At 39.3% G+C, this 19772-nt stretch carries 16 protein-coding genes; 10 read left to right on the plus strand and 6 right to left on the minus strand.

Annotated features, from left to right (window positions below; all coding sequences use genetic code 11):
* Positions 1–43: 43 nt before the first annotated feature.
* Entirely contained in the window at positions 44–2230 is a 2187-nt protein-coding gene (locus MWU84_RS09610; RefSeq protein WP_246901057.1) for a glutamine synthetase III, read from the minus strand.
* A gap of 197 nt (positions 2231–2427) precedes the next feature.
* Here MWU84_RS09610 and MWU84_RS09615 point away from each other — a divergent pair, with 197 nt between their 5' ends.
* Positions 2428–3441, plus strand: a complete 1014-nt coding sequence (locus MWU84_RS09615; protein ID WP_246901059.1) for a glutamine synthetase beta-grasp domain-containing protein — start codon at positions 2428–2430, stop codon at positions 3439–3441.
* A 75-nt stretch (positions 3442–3516) separates the two neighbouring features.
* Here the strand turns inward: MWU84_RS09615 and MWU84_RS09620 are convergent, their stop codons facing one another.
* Both MWU84_RS09620 and MWU84_RS09625 read right to left on the minus strand, forming a co-directional pair.
* A complete protein-coding gene (locus tag MWU84_RS09620; protein ID WP_246901061.1) occupies positions 3517–5130 on the minus strand; it encodes a carboxypeptidase-like regulatory domain-containing protein in 1614 nt (537 codons plus the stop codon).
* Positions 5131–5152: 22 nt separating this feature from the next.
* The gene (locus MWU84_RS09625; RefSeq protein WP_246901064.1) at positions 5153–6091 is read right to left on the minus strand and encodes a calcium/sodium antiporter; all 939 of its coding nucleotides are present in this window, start codon (positions 6089–6091) and stop codon (positions 5153–5155) included.
* A gap of 361 nt (positions 6092–6452) precedes the next feature.
* On the opposite strand from MWU84_RS09625, the gene MWU84_RS09630 reads away from it, so the two are divergent.
* The 3 genes from MWU84_RS09630 to MWU84_RS09640 are packed head-to-tail and all read left to right on the plus strand — an operon-like array spanning position 6453 to position 9129.
* Positions 6453–7469: a bifunctional oligoribonuclease/PAP phosphatase NrnA gene (locus MWU84_RS09630; protein WP_246901066.1), complete on the plus strand. Its 1017-nt coding sequence runs from the start codon at positions 6453–6455 to the stop codon at positions 7467–7469.
* On the plus strand, positions 7466–8011 hold the full coding sequence (gene gldI / locus MWU84_RS09635; protein WP_246901069.1) for a gliding motility-associated peptidyl-prolyl isomerase GldI: 546 nt from the start codon (positions 7466–7468) through the stop codon (positions 8009–8011). The genes MWU84_RS09630 and gldI overlap by 4 nt, the downstream gene beginning before the upstream one ends.
* 11 nt (positions 8012–8022) lie before the next feature.
* The gene (locus tag MWU84_RS09640) at positions 8023–9129 is read left to right on the plus strand and encodes a peptidylprolyl isomerase (protein ID WP_246901071.1); all 1107 of its coding nucleotides are present in this window, start codon (positions 8023–8025) and stop codon (positions 9127–9129) included.
* 156 nt (positions 9130–9285) lie between these two features.
* Here the strand turns inward: MWU84_RS09640 and MWU84_RS09645 are convergent, their stop codons facing one another.
* The gene (locus tag MWU84_RS09645; protein ID WP_246901074.1) at positions 9286–9747 is read right to left on the minus strand and encodes a CBS domain-containing protein; all 462 of its coding nucleotides are present in this window, start codon (positions 9745–9747) and stop codon (positions 9286–9288) included.
* A 167-nt stretch (positions 9748–9914) separates the two neighbouring features.
* Entirely contained in the window at positions 9915–11375 is a 1461-nt protein-coding gene (locus MWU84_RS09650) for an aminoacyl-histidine dipeptidase (RefSeq protein ID WP_246901077.1), read from the minus strand.
* Between the two features lie 72 nt (positions 11376–11447).
* On the opposite strand from MWU84_RS09650, the gene MWU84_RS09655 reads away from it, so the two are divergent.
* Complete coding sequence (locus MWU84_RS09655; protein WP_246901078.1) at positions 11448–12515, plus strand: DUF3810 domain-containing protein; 1068 nt, start codon at positions 11448–11450, stop codon at positions 12513–12515.
* Positions 12516–12674: 159 nt separating this feature from the next.
* Here the strand turns inward: MWU84_RS09655 and MWU84_RS09660 are convergent, their stop codons facing one another.
* Positions 12675–13478 carry a DUF6503 family protein gene (locus MWU84_RS09660; RefSeq protein ID WP_246901079.1) on the minus strand — a complete coding sequence of 268 codons (804 nt, stop codon included), beginning with the start codon at positions 13476–13478 and terminating at the stop codon, positions 12675–12677.
* A gap of 75 nt (positions 13479–13553) precedes the next feature.
* Between MWU84_RS09660 and MWU84_RS09665 the strand changes: the two genes are divergently transcribed.
* From MWU84_RS09665 to MWU84_RS09685, 5 genes are all read left to right on the plus strand, one after another.
* Positions 13554–14363 carry an RNA methyltransferase gene (locus MWU84_RS09665; protein WP_246901080.1) on the plus strand — a complete coding sequence of 270 codons (810 nt, stop codon included), beginning with the start codon at positions 13554–13556 and terminating at the stop codon, positions 14361–14363.
* A 67-nt stretch (positions 14364–14430) separates the two neighbouring features.
* Positions 14431–15663 (plus strand): M48 family metallopeptidase, encoded by a 1233-nt coding sequence (locus tag MWU84_RS09670; protein ID WP_246901083.1) that lies wholly within the window; start codon positions 14431–14433, stop codon positions 15661–15663.
* Between the two features lie 44 nt (positions 15664–15707).
* Positions 15708–17912 carry a RelA/SpoT family protein gene (locus MWU84_RS09675; RefSeq protein WP_246901171.1) on the plus strand — a complete coding sequence of 735 codons (2205 nt, stop codon included), beginning with the start codon at positions 15708–15710 and terminating at the stop codon, positions 17910–17912.
* Between the two features lie 41 nt (positions 17913–17953).
* Complete coding sequence (locus MWU84_RS09680; protein WP_246901085.1) at positions 17954–18409, plus strand: transcriptional repressor; 456 nt, start codon at positions 17954–17956, stop codon at positions 18407–18409.
* A 16-nt stretch (positions 18410–18425) separates the two neighbouring features.
* Positions 18426–19697: an adenylosuccinate synthase gene (locus MWU84_RS09685; protein WP_246901087.1), complete on the plus strand. Its 1272-nt coding sequence runs from the start codon at positions 18426–18428 to the stop codon at positions 19695–19697.
* Positions 19698–19772 lie beyond the last annotated feature (75 nt).

The raw sequence follows: 19772 nt of genomic DNA on the forward strand, positions 1-19772 counted from the left end.
CACAAATTGCGGGCTTTTAATCCAATAATTTACAAATGTCCCGTTATTTAATGAATAACAGTTCCCTGTATTTTGTAAGAGGCCAGTATTCATCCCCTACCAATTGCTCCAATTTATCGCAATGGTACCTTATTTCATCAAAATAAGGCCGCACATTATCGCAATAGGCAAAGGCTTTTTTGCTGATATCGGTCATATTGTTAGCTACCTTTCTTTCGTCCACCATAGCGTCGGTCTTAATTTTTATGGCCCGTATATGCTCGGAAATGCGCTCGACAATATCCAACTGGCTTTCGGACATTTTTTTATGGGCGGCACCATAAATTTCTTTTAGTCCTACTACATTTTTTATCAATCTATTCTGATATTCCACTGCGGCAGGAATAATATATCCGTAGGCCAACTCATTAAAGACCCTTCCCTCTATTTGAATATGTAGAATATATTCTTCCAATTCCACCTCTTGCCGAACCTTTACTTCTATCTCGCTCATGACGTTCATGGACTTGAAAAGTGACAAGCTCTCTTTGGAGGTTAGTACCTGTAATGCCTTTGGGGTGTTCTTGTTATTGCTCAGGCCTCGTGATTTTGCTTCATTTTCCCAAGCTTCACTATAACCATCGCCCTCGAACCTAATCCTTTTGGAGGTTTTAATATATTCACGCAACACATTAAAGATAGCCTCATCTTTTTTAAGCCCTTTCTTATCCACCAACAGATCTACTTCCTTTTTGAAGGCCATAAGCTGTTTGGCAACAATAGTATTCAATACCGTCATTGGTTTGGCGCAATTGGATTTGGAACCAACCCCTCGCATTTCAAACTTATTTCCCGTAAAAGCAAAAGGAGAGGTACGGTTGCGGTCGGTATTATCCAGTAATATTTCCGGAATCTTACCAACTACGTTCAACTTTAATTCCGTCTTTTCCTCAGGCGACAATTTCCCCTTGGAAACACCTTCCAATTCATTTAGCACCTCGTTTAACTGTTCCCCAATAAAAATCGACAAGATAGCAGGGGGAGCTTCATTGGCCCCCAGTCTATGATCATTACTTGCCGAAGCAATGGAGGAGCGCAATAATTCCTCATAATTGTCCACCGCTTTTATTGTGTTAACGAAAAAAGTAAGAAACTGAAGGTTCTTCATTGGTGTAGATCCCGGGCTAAGTAAATTTACTCCCGTATCCGTAGACAAAGACCAATTGTTATGTTTTCCAGACCCGTTGACATCCTTGAACGGTTTTTCATGAAAGAGTACTTTAAAAAAGTGTTTGTCCGCAATTTTTTCCATGACATCCATAAGCAATAGATTGTGATCTACCGCTAAATTGGTCTCCTCATAAATTGGCGCCAATTCAAACTGATTGGGAGCTACTTCATTATGTCTTGTTTTAACTGGAATACCTAATTTGGTACACTCCCTTTCCAAATCCTTCATGAAATTCAACACCCGATTTGGAATAACCCCAAAATAATGATCGTCCAATTGCTGGCCTTTTGCCGCTGAATGTCCAATTAAAGTTCGGCCTGCCAAACTGATATCCGGACGTGAAAATGCCAAGGATTTGTCTATCAAAAAATACTCCTGTTCCCAACCTAAGGTAGCGTATACCTTGGTTACGTTTTTATCAAAGAACTTGGCCACTGCGGTTGCTGCCTCGTCCATGGCATTCAGCGCCCTTAATAACGGAGCCTTGTTATCCAAGGCCTCACCTGTATAGGCTACAAACACGGTAGGTATACATAGGGTAGTTCCGTACAAAAATGCTGGTGATGTGGGATCCCAGGCAGTATAGCCCCTGGCTTCAAAAGTATTACGTATGCCTCCATTGGGAAAACTGGAAGCATCGGACTCTTGTTGCACCAATTGACCACCACCAAACTTCTCCATCACCCTTCCCTCCGGGGAAAAGTCAAAAAAAGCATCGTGCTTCTCGGCCGTAGACCCCGTAAGTGGTTGAAACCAATGTGTATAATGTGTGGCCCCCATACCTATGGCCCAAGTCTTCATTCCCTCCGCTACTTGATCGGCAACTTTCCTGTCTATTTTGGCCCCGGACACTACCGCAGCCTTCACCCTGTCATACGCATCCTTGGTCAAGTATTGCAACATGCGCTCCTCATTGAACACATTCACCCCAAAATATTCTGAGCGCCTACCGGTTTCCTCAACATTAATTTTGCTCCTTGTATGACTGCTTGCTATCGCATTAAATCTTTGATTCGACATAAATACATTTTTTGACAAAAATAACAATTCAATAAAATAATCCACATAAAATACATATTTAATAAATTACCCCCTAAAAAATAGGGGTGTCAAAAAAAATAACAACGTTATTGTCATTTAACCCACTAAAAAATGGCATATATGGTGAAAATTATTATTTTTGTCTGCGTTAATAATAAAAATCAACAATACATATTATGAGCAAATCTAAATTAGAATACATTTGGTTGGATGGGTATGAGCCCACACAAAACATGAGGAGTAAAACTAAGGTTGAGGAAGATTTCAGCGGTAAACTGGAAGATTGCCCAATCTGGTCTTTTGATGGAAGTTCAACCCGCCAGGCCGAAGGAGGATCTTCTGACTGTGTATTAAAGCCAGTAGCCATTTATCCTGATCCACATCGTCTTAATGGTTACTTAGTAATGACAGAGGTAATGAATGCCGATGGTACACCACATGTATCCAACGGAAGAGCTACCATTGAAGATGAAGACAATGACTTCTGGTTTGGATTTGAGCAAGAATATTTCATAATGGATACTAGAACAGAACTTCCATTAGGTTTCCCTAGAGGAGGGTATCCAAAACCTCAAGGTATGTACTACTGCTCCGTTGGTGGCCTAAACACACATGGACGTGATTTGGTTGAAGAGCATGCCGATGCTTGTATCGCAGCAGGTCTAAACTTCGAAGGAATTAACCAAGAAGTGGCATGTGGACAGTGGGAATTCCAATTATTCGCCAAAGGTGCCAAAAAAGCAGGTGATGAAATTTGGATTGCAAGATATTTATTGGATAGACTAACCGAAAGACATGGTTACTATATTGAATACCACCCAAAACCTCTTGGTGATACCGATTGGAATGGTTCAGGTATGCACGCCAACTTCTCCAACACTACTTTAAGAACATGTGGTTCAAAAGAAGTTTACGAAAAAATATGTGAGGCCTTCCGTCCGGTTGTTGAAGAACACATTGCAGTTTACGGCGAGTTCAACGAACAACGTTTAACAGGAAAGCATGAAACAGCTTCTATTCACGACTTTAGCTATGGTATTTCCGATAGGGGTGCCTCTATTAGAATTCCGATCATTACAGTACAAAAAGGCTGGAAAGGTTGGTTGGAAGATAGAAGACCAGCTTCTAACGGTGATCCATACAAAATAGCAGGTAGAATCGTTAAGACGGTTAAATCTGTTAAAATATAAAGAGTAAAAAAATAATTGTTGATTATTTTTACCGACCGTTCCTTTTGAGAAAGAGGGGCGGTTTTTTTGTAGGTTTTATTTTATGATTGCCCCCTCGTTACGCAGTGGCGAATTCATCCAAAAATCACTGTAATTATCAGGTTTAACAATAGGTTGATCCTGAAATATTGGCCAATTTTTGTCCATATAAAGATGCTTGCCCGGATATTGACGAACCGGTTTTCGTTGCTGTACAAAAAATTCCCGGAATTGCATTAAAGAATAGGTTTCAGAGAAATCCAACTTGTTCCCATCCATATCTATAATGTTATCCATTACTACACGAAAATCATCTTTCCCTATATCCTCCGGTTTTGCAAGAAAAATCTCCAAGGCCTGATCTCCAAGGTTCATCTTGGGATACAGGTGAACAGTTACACTATCGGCAAGAACAACATTCTCGACATCTATACCCCTGCCTTTATAACTAATATTGTAATTTTTATCCTTAAGCACCTTAAAATGCAAGGGTACCTTATTAAATACAATTTCAAATAGCTTTTTTTCAAAGTCCACGAACACGTTCTTGACCGTAAAAACCGGTGGCACTTTTACCTCAAATTTATTACTAAAGGAAATATAACTTGGAAACATTTTATTGTCCTCCTTCTTGTATTCCACCACTGTGCGATAAAGTAACCTATCCTCTATTTTCCTACTGGTCTTACTTATTTTCCTGGTCCCCAACAAAGCGTCATAGGTAGCGTATTCCAATTTAACGATTTCAAAATTATCCTTGGAAATATAAATCTTTCCCCGTACCATAAACTTTCTATTGTGCTTATAAATATCTATTACAAACAGCGGCATTCCGTCCAATGAGGTATCGTCCTCAATTGAAAAATCATGGTTCTTGACAAAATCCGTATCCAAATGATCCACATAGGAATAGGAGAAGGTATTATAATTCCTAATGGCATCCATGATGCGCAATATTACAAACTCATTGCCCCCATAACTTTTTAAATAAGCCTTGGGTATGGTCTTGGTCTTGTACTCGCCATAATCATATAGCCTTTCACTTAAGGAATCTGTTGGAAAATTAGCATTTCTGGAGTATTCATATATTCTTGTATTGGAATCCGCATAATCCAATGTTCCGAAACCCTTATCAAAAACCTCTACAATTGCTTCATTCAAATTGGTATAACCTCCAGATTTCCATTGGTAATCCCTGTAATAGCCAACGTATGACTGCGGGTTAAAGGGATAATTTAGCGGGATTTTTTCTATGGCCTTGGAAATAATCTCTTCGGCAGTAACGGGCCTATCTGCATCACTTCGCACTCTTCGCCTCTTCTTGGACGCGCTCAAGGTAACCTCATCCAATTGGATAAGCATAGGTTTTAAATATATCTGATTGATTTGATCCGTTAATAACCCGCCAATTATAATTTCTCTAGAATCATAACCCATTGAGGTGACCTCCAAAGTATCATTAAGTTCCCGAAACTTGATGGGTATCCTAAAACTACCATCATTATTGGAAATAACCCCCACTGCCCTATTCTTCACCCGAATGCTTGCAAAAGGTATTGGCTCTGTGTTTACAGTATCGGTTAGCGTTCCACTTATAAATTCGCTTTCTTGGCCATGACCAACGGTACAAAACAATATTAAGAAAGTTACAAGGTTGACTCTTACTCCCATAAGCCAAATTAATTACTTTCTTTTAGGTTATTGTTAAATATACAAATAGCACGTAAATCGCTAATAACAACAATCCGTCCCTCCACCCCAACCTAAGTCCTTTGGGCAAAAACACCAAGGGAAGTATGGAAAAGGATATGCCCAACATCCAAAAAATATCGTTGGTCAGCAAGCGTTGATCCAATACTTTAATTGTCGAGATCATTGATGTAATTCCCAAAACAGCCAACAGATTAAAAATATTGGAGCCTATTAGGTTTCCCAGGGAAATCGCCTTTTCCTTTTTAATCACTGCAATTACGGAAGCAGCCAATTCGGGGATACTGGTCCCTATAGACACCACGGTTACCGCAATTACACGCTCACTTACACCATAAAAAGTAGCCATACCCACAGCCCCCTTGATCAAAAGCTCAGAACCTCCCCATAGACCAAGCCCCCCCAAACCCAGAAATAGCAACATTTTATACAATGGCAACGGAACATCATCTTCAGGCAATTCATCTAAAACTGCGGTTTTCTGAAAGCGCAATAGATAGACCAAAAATACAAAGAGCACAACTACCATTACCAAACCCTCATATCTTTGTAATTCTCCGTCAAAATAAATGAAACCAAAAAACAAGAGGGAGGCCAGCATCATAACCGGCCAATCCGTAGTATAAAAACTCTTTCTAACTTCTATGCTGCCCAGAATAACGGTAATTGCCAGCACCAATCCCAAATTAGCAATATTGGAACCTACCACATTGCCCAGCGCCAAATCGGGAAAGCCCTCCAAAGCTGCGTTTACACTTACTATCAGCTCGGGTGCAGAGGTTGCAAAGGAAACTACCGTCATCCCTATAACGATCTTTGGAATATTGAGTTTTAAGGACATGGCCACAGCCGCTTTCAGAAGCCAATTACCTCCCAAAATCAACAATACAAGTCCTAAAACAATAAAAAGTATATTCAGCATCAAAAAGTTTTCTCACAAATATAACCAAGAATCCGACTATTTTTTCCACCAATCCAGCTTCGTCCCTGAAATATCAAGAAATACAATATCCCTTTTTAAAAAGACAACTATTGATCAACAAAATTAATACTAGGAGGTCTTTTTTTTATCGAACCCTTGGTAATTTGATAAGTTTAATAATTTCCAAGAAGAGAAACACATTTACGAATACCTGAAAAAGTAACAAAGAGCGTTCATTTTGCATCCGCTCCACAATTAATATAGCAGCTTTCACTTTATAAGGAATATGCATGTTTAAGCTTATTGCAAAAATAGATTTCTGAAACAATGCCATATATTATTAAATTGTATCTTTGCGCGCATGAATTTAGAGTTTATAAAGGCAATTAAGGGGTTATTGGAAGTTCCCCAAAAAATTGTAATTATACCGCACAAAAATCCAGATGGAGATGCCGTTGGTTCCACTTTGGGGCTATGGCACTACCTAAAGGGCCAAGGTCAGGAAGCTACCATCATTGTTCCAAATGATTTTCCCAAATTCTTAAAATGGATGCCGGGAAACGAGCAGATAGTCAATTTTGAAAGAGATTCCTCAGCATCTAAATCCCTCATTAACAACGCTACTGTAATATTTACTTTGGATTTTAACCACTTGGGAAGGATTGGACAATTACAACCTTTGCTGGAGGATTCATCGGCCACATTTGTAATGATAGACCACCATCAGGAACCTGACAATTATGCTAAAATAATGTACTCCGACGTTAGCATGAGTTCTACCTGTGAAATGGTTTTCAATGTAATTGAAGGATTAAAGAAAGTAGAAAGCATTACTCCAGAACTTGCAATATCCTTATATACCGGCATCATGACCGATACCGGATCTTTTAAATATTCCTCCACCACAAGCCGGACGCATTCGGTGGTTGCCAAATTAATAGAAAAAGGTGCCAAAAATACGGAAGCGCATAACAAAGTATATGATACCAACACACCAAGTAGATTGCACCTTTTAGGTTGTGCTTTAAAAAACATGGTCATCCTAGAGGAATTTAATACGGCCTTTATCACCTTATCACAAGACGAATTGGACACTTACGATTATAAAAAGGGAGATACTGAAGGCTTCGTGAATTACGGTCTAACCTTGGAAGGAATTGTTTTTGCAATCATCTTCATTGAAAACAAGGAGGAAGGGATCATCAAAATTTCCTTTAGATCGGAAGGTGATTTTTCTGTAAATGAATTCGCTAGAGCCCATTTTAATGGAGGCGGACATACCAATGCTGCGGGAGGGCGCAGCGAAATACCCATGGAAGAAACCATAAGCCGTTTTAAGTCCCTACTACCCCAATACAAAGATGATTTAAACGCATGAAACACTTAATTTTTTTATTGCTTATTATCGCTTTTTCAAGTTGTAACGGACCAGAACCGCGAAAACCGGTTAAAGTTAAAACAGGGAGTATATTACAAAAATCCGTGAAACGTAATAAGGACCTTTTGGCGAAGGAAGAAAAACAAATAATGGAAATCATTAAAAATGACTCCCTGAACACCTATTTTTCAAGTGGCATAGGCTCTTGGTATCACTATATGAAAAAGAACGACCAGGCTGATTATTATCCTAAAACAGATGATCTGGTAACTTTGGAATACAATATTCTAACTCTTGCCAACGATACCATTTATTCCAAGGAAAGTATTGGTCCCATAACCTACAAGGTTGACAAGCAAGACCTTTTTCCCGGTTTGAGAAATAGTATAAAACTTTTAAAAGAGAACGAAAGCGCAACGTTTTTGTTTCCCTCTTCTCTATCCTACGGTTATCACGGGGACAATAATAAAATTGGGGTAAACGTCCCCATTAAATCCACCATTACCATTTTAAAGATCGACAAACAAAAAGACAACAATTAAAATTAATTAAAATGAAGAAAATTTATTTACTATTGGCAATCGTATCCATAGCATTTTCCAGCTGCAAGTCTAGCAAGCATGCCGATTTGGGAGATGGTATTTTTGCGGATATTACCACCACCAAAGGTGAAATCCTCCTGAAATTGGAGTACCAAAAAACTCCTTTGACCGTTGCCAATTTTATATCCTTAGCGGAAGGTAAAAATCCTTTTGTGACCGACAGCCTAAAAGGTAAAAAATACTACGATGGCATTATCTTCCATAGGATTATAAAAGACTTTATGATTCAGGGAGGAGATCCCACTGGTACGGGAATGGGCAATCCTGGATATAAATTTAAGGATGAATTCAATGATTCACTTACCCACAATAAAGCGGGTATCCTTTCTATGGCAAATTCAGGACCCACTACCAACGGAAGCCAATTCTTTATAACCCATAAGGAAACCCCCTTTTTAGACGGTAGACACACCGTATTTGGCGAAGTCGTTGAAGGAATGGATATTGTTGATTCCATCGCCAATGTTAAAACTGGAGAAGGGGACAGACCCGTTACGGATGTGGTTATGAACAGCGTTGAAATTATCAGAAATGGTAAGGAAGCCAAAAAATTTGATGCTGTAAAAGTGATGAGCAATTACTTTGCCGAGGCAGAGGAAAAAGCCAAGGCCATGGCGAAAATGAAAACCGACTTCGTTGCTCAAATTACTGCAGAGGAAGGCACTGCAGAAGAACTCCCATCCGGACTTAAAATACTTACCCTTGCAGAGGGTAGCGGAGAAAAACCCAAAGTGGGACAGAAAGTTAAAGTGCTTTATGCCGGATATTTATCCGACGGTTCTTTATTTGATAGCAACTTTGAAGAGGTTGCCAAAAAATACGGAGTGTACGACGAGGCTAGAAAACAAGGTCGTGGTTATGAAGCGATTCCAATGGACTACAGCCCGGAAGCAAGAATAATCCCTGGCTTCAAGGAGGGCCTAATGCAAATGAAGGTAGGTGACAAGGTTCGTTTATTCATCCCTTCCCATTTAGGCTATGGTGAGGCTGGATATGGCCCTATCCCACCCAATGCAAAGTTGATCTTTGATTTGGAAATTACGGGAATAGCCCAATAATTATATACCAAAAACTAAAAAATCCTTGCTGGTCTTGTGTAGAGAGACCGACAAGGGTTTTTTTTATTACTTATTTCTATAAACCCTACAATTCAAATCCAAATGGCTGGAAGGATTAAAAAAAGTTACCCTTTCAACCACATCCCGGAGAAAAACCTATTTCCAGTTTTGAGATTTGAGCTTTAAGGTAGCCTTTAATATATCTTTTTGGGAAATTTGTCCGACCAATTTTCCATGTTCCACTATAGGGAAACGTCTGCGCTTTTCATTCAAAAACTTATTGGCCGCATCAAAAATATTCATGTTCCCGTCAATGGTTTCAACATTTTTTATCATGTGTCCCTCAACGTTCAAATTGGAGCTTGGCAGATTGTGGTATCGGTTTTCGCTTATATGCTTAATACAATCTCCTTCAGAAATCATCCCTATCAATTCATTCTTGTCATTCACTACTGGTCCCCCTGAAATTTTATACTTCAATAGGGCCACGATTACTTCTTCAACAGATTGCTCAGGTCTAAAAGTAATCAGTTTTTTGGTCATATAATCACTAACCCTCAGTGGTGCTTCTTCACTGGGTGGTTGAACTCTAGGACCCTGAAAACTTTTTATTCCCATGTCAAATTAATTTTGATTCTCTTAAATATAAGAAATTTAATCATACCAACCTAAAATAAATTACTCCCCCGTACTTGTAAAACCGAACTGTTTTTTGGAAAGCTATATCATTGTTACAAACCCTTTGTAAATGGTACGCTCCGTACATCTTTTAGGTCGTGATAAACCTATATTTTTGGGGTTTCCCTCAGTATTTCCAAAATAAACATCCAAAATTTTTGCAATGAAGATATACTGGCACGTTCATCGGGAGAATGGGCCCCTTTGATAGTAGGTCCAAAACTTATCATATCTACCTCTGGGTAATTCTTTCCCAATATACCACATTCCAAACCGGCGTGACAGGCAACTACTTTGGGCCGCTCATTAAAAAGCTCTATATATTTAGCCTGCAATAGTTTTAGGATAGCGGAATCGGGATTTGGATCCCAGCCAGGGTAATCTCCGCTTAAAGTCACTTCATACCCTGACTTTTCAAAATTATCCTGCAGTTTTTTGGCCAATTCCATTTTACCGGCCTCCACGGATGACCTAGTTAGGCATGCTATTTTTATTTGACCCTCTCCGACCTCTACTCTTGCAATATTATTGGATGTCTCTACCAAGTCCTTCATACTCTTACTCATGGCGTAGACTCCATTATGGGCATTTCTTATCGCCTCAGATAAAGCCAACTGGTCTTTGGATTCCATTGCCATTTTTGGAAGACTTGCAGGTTCATAGACCATTTTGAGATTGGGCTCTGTAGCCGCAAATTCTTTCTTTAAACTATTGGCCCAATCTTTAAACAAGGCATCGAATTCATTTGAATCCAATGATTTCATTGCTACCAAAGCCGTGCTTTCCCTAGGGATTGCATTTCTTAATCCCCCACCGTCAATTTTAGTAACCCTTAAACCGAGTCGCTCCTGCCCCAACATCAATAAAGTATTCATTATCTTATTGGCATTACCGAGCCCCAGATGAATATCCATTCCACTATGACCTCCCGAAAGTCCTTTTACCTCTATTTTAAAGGCTGTGTATTCCTCGTTCACAGGCACCTCCCTATAAATCCCTTTCGCCGTAACATCTACGCCTCCAGCGCACCCAATATCAATTTCATCATCATCCTCTGTATCCAGATTCAACAAAATATCCCCTTGCAACAATCCTCCCTTTAACCCTTCGGCCCCAGTCATTCCAGTTTCTTCATCTATAGTAAAAAGTGCTTCCAAAGGCGGAAGAGGAATATCCTTGCTTTCCAAAAGTGCCATTATGGTGGCCACTCCCAGACCGTTGTCGGCCCCCAAGGTGGTACCCTTTGCCTTTACCCAATCTCCATCGACATACATTTCTATACCTTGGGTCTTAAAATCGAAATCGGTATCGGCATTTTTTTGATGTACCATATCCAAATGCGACTGCAGGATTACGGTCTTCCTATCTTCCATACCCACCGTCGCAGGCTTCTTTATTATCACGTTCCCAACGGCATCCTCGAAGGTCTCTAGTCCAAGGGCCTTTCCAAAGTCCATCATAAACTCTATAACCCGCTCCTCATGTTTGGAGGGTCTTGGAACCGCATTCAGATCGGCAAATTTATTCCAGATATTTTTTGGCTCTAAAACTCTTATTTCCTCATTCATATTTTTAGATTATAAAATCAAAAATAAAGATAGAAAAACAACCATGCTACTTTATTGGTTATTTTTGACTTCATGAATACCAAAATTAAAAATCTTATCGTCATTTTATTTGTTCCTCAAATAATCTTGGTAAAATGGCTAGGGCAATATCCTGAATTTATAGAAACCTATTACAGTAGGGGGATATATCCCGTTATATCCTGGTTTTGGCGTACCATAATGGGATGGATTCCTTTCTCTGTTGGAGATTTATTATATGCGCTCCTGATTATTCTGGGAGTTAGATATATTGTCGTAAACAGAATGGCCATAAAAAAAAAACCGCTTGGATTTCTACGCGATATTACAATGGTACTATCCATAGCTTATTTTACCTTTCATCTCCTATGGGGTCTAAATTATTATAGGGAACCCCTTTCCAAAACATTGGGATTGGGTGCAAAACACAGTCAGCAAGACTTGGTGAATTTTATAGACCAACTTGTACTAAAAACCAATGAATTGCAATTTAGTATTACCGCAGACACCAGTAAAATGGTTCAGGTTCCTTATAGCAAAAAAGAAATAATGGCCCGTACCATAGAAGGTTACCAATCCTTGGAAAATAAAATCCCACTTTTCGCCTACCGTCAGCCCAGTTTAAAAAAATCCGTTTTCAGCATCCCTCTAAGCTATATGGGTTATGGCGGCTATTTAAATCCGTTTACCAACGAGGCCCAAGCCAATAGTGCCCTTCCAAATTTTAGATTTCCCGTTATTTGCGGCCATGAGATAGGACATCAATTGGGGTTTTCTGCAGAAAATGAAACCAATTTTATTGGTTATATGGCAACTGTGAGCAACGAGGATATCTATTTTAAGTATTCCGCATATGCCTACGCCCTAAGTTATTGCCTTAACGAACTTGTAAGTTGGGATCAAGATGAGTTTAATAGCCAATACAACAAACTAAATCCCGGCGTAAAAAAGAACTATAAAGAATTGGCCGAATTTTGGGAGGCACATGAAAATCCCATGGAGCCTGTTTTTAAATCCATATTCAACACGTTTCTAAAAGCCAACAATCAGAAAGATGGCATAAGAAGCTACAATGCCGTAGTGACCCTTTTAGTAAGCTATTACCAGAAAAATCCATTATAACACAAAAACGCTACCTTAAACCCAATTGGCGTTTCATAGGGTTGAAAAGAAAATAAATCCCTTATAGTCAGAAATACTTGGAAAGTTACCCCTAGTATTTCTGACTACTAAGCTCCTCTTTTTGAATGCCCCAATCTGCCAAAGAATGATAGTAATTTTTTATTCTTGCACTTTCCCCTCCACAAATATCCCCATTTCGGGTTTCTGAAAAAAGTTTGCCGGTTTGGCCTGTTCACCAAACTTAATCTGTTCAAATACGACTGGTTCTCTAGGCTCCTTAATTATGCGCCCTTCGGTGCTGTACCAAGTCAACGCCTTTGGGACCATGAGTCCATCTACTTCCGTCCAGTCGTGATATCCTATCCAATTTACATTATTTGAACGTTCACCACTTCTATAACTTACCGTATACCCAAGCCAGGCCATTTTATAAGTCTGGGGGTCATAGTGTAAAAAGTACTCATCCTTAAAGGAGGTACCTACTCCCGTATTGAAGCTAACGGCAATACCTGGATAATTTACCCCTTGATAAACCAAATCTTCCGTTTCATCATAAACAATACCCTTATCCCCCAATACAAAGGGCATATTAAAAAAATAAGACATAAGGTTGTGATAAAATACAGGATCACCGTTATATGCATTTCCCTCGTTCAGAAGCCAAACCTTATCTCCATCAAATCCAAGGGAATAAGCCGGACCGTCCACCCTATCCATCCTGTTTTGAAGATCTATCGTATGCAGCTCCTCCCCTAGTTTAAAAGCCAAAGTCTTTTTGCCCTTCCAATTGGTTATTCCCCCATGGGTTTCAAAAATTTTTTTCAATGCATCCGGATATTTCACCATATTCAAGGCTTTTTCTTTCTTAGGCACTGCCAGTTCCACATCAACTTCCTTTGTTTTGTTTTCCGTCTTACAGGATAACACACTAACCAATACCAACACTGTAATTACAAACTTCATAAAACTTGTTTTTTTGTCTTCCTAATTGTCGCACAACTTCAATCAACTTAACGATAATATATTATTTTTGCACCAATGAGCTACATAAAAGAGATTAACAGTATTCACAACCCATTGGTAAAGAGTACAATATCACTAAAAGAAAAATCGAGGGAACGAAAAAAAAATGGCCTCTTTGTCATTGAGGGCGTCAAGGAACTTGAGCTTGCCATTAAGGGGCAATACACCCTAAAGACCATTCTTTTCTATCCAGAGCTCATCAGCAGTGATACTACTTTGGAATTAATAAAGGGTATATCGCCTGTGCCCGAAATAATAGCCATTTCAAAGGATATATTTCAAAAATTAGCGCATAGGGATACCACTGAGGGTTTATTGGCCATAGCTTCAACAAAGGAACATGCTTTGGAATCTCTAAAATTCAAAAACAATAGCCCACTTGTTTTGGTAGCGGAAGCACCTGAAAAACCGGGCAATATCGGTGCCCTTCTACGTACCGCGGATGCAGCCGGTTTGGATGCCGTAATTATTGCCAACCCAAAAAGCGACCTGTACAACCCAAATATAATCCGTTCGAGTGTTGGATGTGTATTTACTACCAATATAGCATTAGGATCCACTGAAGAAATTATCCAGTTCCTGATTGGCCACAATATTACCATCAACTGTGCGGCATTAAGCGCATCCATACCTTATACCGAAGTAGATTATACTCAAGGTACGGCAATCGTCGTTGGCACAGAGGCAACGGGCCTATCCGAGCAATGGCTGAACAAGGCATCCCAAAATATAATAATTCCCATGCAGGGAGAAATAGACTCCATGAATGTTTCGGTATCGGCAGCAATACTTATCTTTGAGGCAAGGAGACAAAGGGGGGTTTAGAAAAAGGTACCTGAACCCAAAAAAGACTACACCATAAATTAATATAGAAATCCATTAATTTTTTTAAATGAGCAGTAACACCCTATTTTATATCATAATAGTCATTTTGTTGATTCAATTTTCTATTGAGGCCGTTCTCGAATATTTAAATGCCAAGCGTTATTCGGATGTTGTCCCCAATGAACTGAATGACGTCTTCGACAAGGAGGAATACAGAAAAGCACAAGAGTATAAAAAAACCAACTACCGTTTTGGGTTGATAAGTTCTGTCTTCTCCCTATGCCTGACCTTAATATTTCTGATTTTTGGGGGATTTGATTGGATAGATACCATTGCAAGGAGCTTCAGCGAGAACCCTATTCTGATTGCACTTATCTTTTTCGGAATCATTATGATCGGGAATGATATTGTTACCACCCCCTTTTCCTATTACCACACCTTTGTAATTGAAGAAAAATTCGGCTTTAACAAGAGTACTATAAAGTTATTCTGGATGGATAAAATTAAGGGGTGGGTTATGATGATTATTCTTGGTGGTGGAATTTTGGCAATGATCATCTGGTTTTTTCAATGGGCGGGCACCAACTTTTGGATTTATGCCTGGGCGCTCATTGCCGTTTTTTCACTATTTATGAACCTGTTTTACAGCAAACTGATCGTACCCCTTTTCAACAAACAAACTCCTCTATCGGATGGGACTTTAAAAAATAAGATTGAAGCCTACGCCAAAAATGTGGGTTTTGAACTAAAAAATATATTTGTGATAGACGGATCAAAGAGATCTACCAAGGCCAATGCCTATTTTTCGGGATTTGACAAAGAAAAGAGAATAACACTGTACGATACCTTGATCAACGATCTTGAGGAGGACGAAATTGTGGCAGTTCTGGCGCATGAAGTGGGACATTACAAAAGAAAACACATCCTTTTTAATCTATCGGCCTCTATTTTACTAACTGGCCTTACTCTATTTATACTTTCCATTTTTATAAATAACCCTGAGGTATCTTTGGCTATTGGTGTTTCCCAACCCAGTTTCCATGCGGCGCTTATTGGTTTTGGAATATTGTACAGCCCCATTTCCGAAATTACCGGATTGGTCATGAACGCCATGTCCAGGAAATTTGAATATCAGGCCGACGATTTTGCAAAAAAAACATTTGCCCCCAAACCCCTGATTACTTCCTTGAAAAAACTATCCAAGAATAACCTAAGTAATCTCACTCCTCACCCAGCTTACGTTTTTATGCACTATTCACACCCAACCTTAATGTCCAGAATTCAAAATTTAAAGGCATAATATTTGTTGTCTACTATTATAGTTTGTTCTATTTTTAATATATGATGACCGAAGCTGCAATAGAAAAAGAAAATAAGGAAATAGCAAAGCAGTATAAAGAACTGCTCCGTATAAGCTATCAAAATCTTACCGATGAGGATAAGAAATTGATACGCTCCGCCTTTGATATTGCTGTTGACGCGCATAAAAACCAAAGACGCAAATCGGGTGAAGCCTACATATTTCATCCAATAGCAGTGGCCAAAATAGTAGCCTCCGAAATTGGCTTGGATGCCGTTTCTATAGCCTCTGCCCTACTTCATGATGTTGTTGAGGACACTGAATACACCTTGGCGGACATAGAACGCATGTTTGGCGACACTGTGGCACGTATTGTAGACGGACTTACTAAAATAGCTCACCTGAAAAAGGACATGAACATTTCCCAACAGGCAGAGAACTTTAGAAAAATGCTACTTACCCTTAATGATGATGTAAGGGTAATCATTATAAAAATAGCCGACAGGTATCACAATATGCTCACTATGGATTCCATGCCGGAGCATAAACAAGTAAAGATAGCATCGGAAACCTTGTACATTTATGCTCCATTAGCGCATAGAATAGGGCTGTACAATATTAAAACGGAACTTGAAGACCTTAGTCTTAAATACACTGAACCGGATGTTTACGAAGATATTCTAGGAAAGATTGAAGAGTCCAAAGAAGAACAACAAGCCTATATCGATGCTTTTTCCGGGGTGATCAGTGACTCATTGGATAAGGAAAATCTGAATTACTATATAAAAGGGCGGATGAAATCCATATTTTCCATTCGCCGAAAAATGAAGGTACAGAATGTAGCCTTCGATGAAATATATGACAAATTTGCGATTCGCATAATATACAAATCGGACCGGCACAACGAAAAGTTTCTGGCCTGGAAAATATATTCCATTGTTACCGATCACTTTACCCCCAACCCTGTCCGTTTGCGAGATTGGATCTCTTCTCCAAAATCTACGGGTTATGAGGCCTTGCACATTACAGTAATGGGGCCAAAGGGCAAATGGGTAGAAGTTCAGATCCGTAGCGAACGAATGCATGAAATTGCCGAAAAGGGTTATGCCGCGCATTTTAAATACAAACACGGCAATCAGAAAGAACAGGGAATTGAGGAATGGCTGAACAAGCTACAGGAGGCCCTAGAAAATGCAAATACCAATGCAGTTGATTTTGTAGAGGAATTTAAACTCAACCTTTATTCCAAAGAGATTTTTGTATTTACGCCCAAAGGTGAATTAAAATCCCTTCCAAAAGGGGCCACCCCTTTGGATTTTGCATTCAATATTCACACCGAAGTGGGCATGCACACCCGGGGGGCCAAAGTAAATGGTAAACTGGTACCCTTGAATACCACATTGCAAAGTGGAGACCAAGTGGATATTCTCACCTCCGACACCGCCAAACCCAGTCAAAGCTGGTTGGATTACGCTACAACGGCAAGGGCAAGGGCCAAAATAAAATCCTCACTAAGGGAAGAAAAGAAGTCTACGGCCATGGAAGGCAAGGAAGTCCTTAGGCGTAAATTAAAATCCCAAAAAATTTCCCTTAACGAGGATACCATAAATAAATTGGTCATCTTTTTTAAGCTCAAGACCAGCTTGGATTTGTTCTATAGAGTGGGCATAGGGGCTATTGACAATCAGATGCTTAAAGAATTTGCAGCCTCTTATAGCAATGCATTTATAACTTTCTTTAAAAACAAGATAAAGAGAACTCCAGTTCCGGAGGATATTCACAAAGAAGAAATAACCTCAAAATATGACACCCTTGTTTTTGGAAAGGAAGAAGACAAGTTGGAGTATAAATTATCCCAATGCTGCAATCCCATTCCGGGGGACGAGGTATTTGGATTTGTTAGCGTAAACGATGGAATCAAGGTACACAAGAAAAACTGTCCCAATGCCATTTCCCTACAGTCCAATTACGCCTATAGAATTATTTCGGCTAAATGGATCGATTCTTCCCAGGAAGAATTTACGGTAGAAATAATGCTAACCGGAATAGATAATCTAGGCTTGATCAGTGAAATTAGTGAAGTAATCTCCGGAAATTTACATGTTAATATGAGAAATATTAATTTTAGTACAGATGGCGGAACATTCTCGGGAAGAATCACACTTGTTGTAAAAAACAATGCTATCCTTAAAAAAGTTATAGATAATCTAAAGCGCATTAACGGTATCGATAAAGTATCCAGAATTTAAATTTTAACTGTACATTTGTACCCTAATGCTGGGTAAATGTTATGGCCGAAAACAAGAATCAAGAAATAGTTAAAAATGTCTTCACCACTTTTCTGGAGGAAAATGGTCACAGAAAAACTCCGGAGCGCTACGCAATTTTACAGGAGATCTACGATAGCGAAGAACATTTTGATATAGAATCGCTCTATATCACTATGAAAAACAAAAATTATCGTGTAAGCAGGGCTACACTATATAACACCATTGAGCTTCTATTGGAATGCAAGTTGGTAAGAAAACACCAATTTGGAAAAAATCAGGCCCAATACGAAAAATCCTATTTTGACAGACAGCACGATCATGTTATCCTTACGGATACCGGTGAGGTCATGGAATTTTGCGATCCCCGTATTCAGAGTATAAAAAAGACGATTGAGGAAGTTTTCAATATTAAGATCAACACCCACTCCCTCTATTTTTACGGAACACGAAACAAAGAAGAGAACACGAATAATTAATCCAATTACATAAAGAATGGCAGTAGATTTACTACTAGGACTCCAATGGGGAGATGAAGGAAAAGGGAAAATAGTTGATGTTTTAACTAAAAACTATGACATTATTGCACGTTTCCAAGGTGGACCCAATGCGGGCCACACTCTAGAATTCGATGGTATAAAACATGTTTTACATACCATTCCTTCAGGAATTTTCCACGAAACCGCTATTAACATTGTAGGCAACGGTGTGGTGATAGACCCTGTTATCTTTAAAAAGGAACTAGATAATCTTAAAAAGTTCAATCTAGATATAAAATCCAAACTATTTATCTCTAGAAAGGCCCATTTAATTTTACCCACACATCGTTTGCTGGATGCTGCTTCAGAAACCGCCAAAGGCAAGGCCAAAATTGGATCTACACTAAAAGGTATTGGCCCCACCTATATGGATAAAACGGGAAGGAACGGAATGAGAATAGGCGATTTGGAATTCTCGGACTGGAAAGAAAAATACAGGGCATTGGCCAACAAACATGAGGCTATGATAAGCTTTTACAATGTTGAGATTCAATATGACCTAAAGGAATTGGAGGCCGATTTCTTTATGGCGGTCGAAGAGCTTAAAAAATTGACTTTCATAGATAGCGAGGAATACATTTTCAATGCACAGCGGGAAGGCAAAAAAATATTGGCAGAAGGCGCACAAGGATCGCTATTGGATATCGATTTTGGAACCTATCCGTTTGTAACCTCATCCAATACCACAGCAGCGGGAGCATGTACAGGATTAGGTGTGGCACCCAATAAAATTGGAAGCGTTTTGGGTATTTTCAAAGCATACACCACCCGTGTGGGCAGCGGACCATTCCCTACGGAGCTTTTTGATGAGGACGGAGCAACCATGGGCAGGGTAGGTAACGAATTCGGGGCAACTACAGGTAGACCAAGACGATGCGGATGGTTAGACCTGGTAGCTCTAAAATACGCCGTTGAAATTAATGGCGTTACTGAATTGATGATGATGAAAGCCGATGTTCTCAGCGGTTTTAAAACCCTAAAAGTATGTACGGCATACAATTACAAAGGAACACAGATAAAACATTTACCCTATAATATAGAACCGGAATATGTAACCCCGGTCTACACTGAAATGAAGGGCTGGGCCAAGGATTTGACCAAAATGAGCAAGTCGGATGAACTTCCGGACACCTTGTTGGAATATATTAAGTTCTTGGAAAAAGAATTGGAAGTACCTATTAAGATTGTTTCGGTAGGACCGGATAGGACCCAGACCATATATCGATAAACAAAAGCCATCTTAAAAGATGGCTTTTTCCTTATTTGGGTTTTACTAAAACTATCCCAAACTATATTGTCCTCC

The organism is Arenibacter sp. F20364 (genome assembly GCF_023015905.1).
In the GTDB taxonomy this organism is placed as follows: Bacteria; Bacteroidota; Bacteroidia; order Flavobacteriales; family Flavobacteriaceae; genus Arenibacter.

Coding starts and splice junctions, on each gene's coding strand:
- MWU84_RS09610 (WP_246901057.1), bottom strand. CDS start 2,230: ATGTCGAATCAAAGATTTAATGCGATAGCAAGCAGTCATACAAGGAGC.
- MWU84_RS09615 (WP_246901059.1), top strand. CDS start 2,428: ATGAGCAAATCTAAATTAGAATACATTTGGTTGGATGGGTATGAGCCC.
- MWU84_RS09620 (WP_246901061.1), bottom strand. CDS start 5,130: ATGGGAGTAAGAGTCAACCTTGTAACTTTCTTAATATTGTTTTGTACC.
- MWU84_RS09625 (WP_246901064.1), bottom strand. CDS start 6,091: ATGCTGAATATACTTTTTATTGTTTTAGGACTTGTATTGTTGATTTTG.
- MWU84_RS09630 (WP_246901066.1), top strand. CDS start 6,453: ATGAATTTAGAGTTTATAAAGGCAATTAAGGGGTTATTGGAAGTTCCC.
- gldI (WP_246901069.1), top strand. CDS start 7,466: ATGAAACACTTAATTTTTTTATTGCTTATTATCGCTTTTTCAAGTTGT.
- MWU84_RS09640 (WP_246901071.1), top strand. CDS start 8,023: ATGAAGAAAATTTATTTACTATTGGCAATCGTATCCATAGCATTTTCC.
- MWU84_RS09645 (WP_246901074.1), bottom strand. CDS start 9,747: ATGGGAATAAAAAGTTTTCAGGGTCCTAGAGTTCAACCACCCAGTGAA.
- MWU84_RS09650 (WP_246901077.1), bottom strand. CDS start 11,375: ATGAATGAGGAAATAAGAGTTTTAGAGCCAAAAAATATCTGGAATAAA.
- MWU84_RS09655 (WP_246901078.1), top strand. CDS start 11,448: ATGAATACCAAAATTAAAAATCTTATCGTCATTTTATTTGTTCCTCAA.
- MWU84_RS09660 (WP_246901079.1), bottom strand. CDS start 13,478: ATGAAGTTTGTAATTACAGTGTTGGTATTGGTTAGTGTGTTATCCTGT.
- MWU84_RS09665 (WP_246901080.1), top strand. CDS start 13,554: ATGAGCTACATAAAAGAGATTAACAGTATTCACAACCCATTGGTAAAG.
- MWU84_RS09670 (WP_246901083.1), top strand. CDS start 14,431: ATGAGCAGTAACACCCTATTTTATATCATAATAGTCATTTTGTTGATT.
- MWU84_RS09675 (WP_246901171.1), top strand. CDS start 15,708: ATGACCGAAGCTGCAATAGAAAAAGAAAATAAGGAAATAGCAAAGCAG.
- MWU84_RS09680 (WP_246901085.1), top strand. CDS start 17,954: ATGGCCGAAAACAAGAATCAAGAAATAGTTAAAAATGTCTTCACCACT.
- MWU84_RS09685 (WP_246901087.1), top strand. CDS start 18,426: ATGGCAGTAGATTTACTACTAGGACTCCAATGGGGAGATGAAGGAAAA.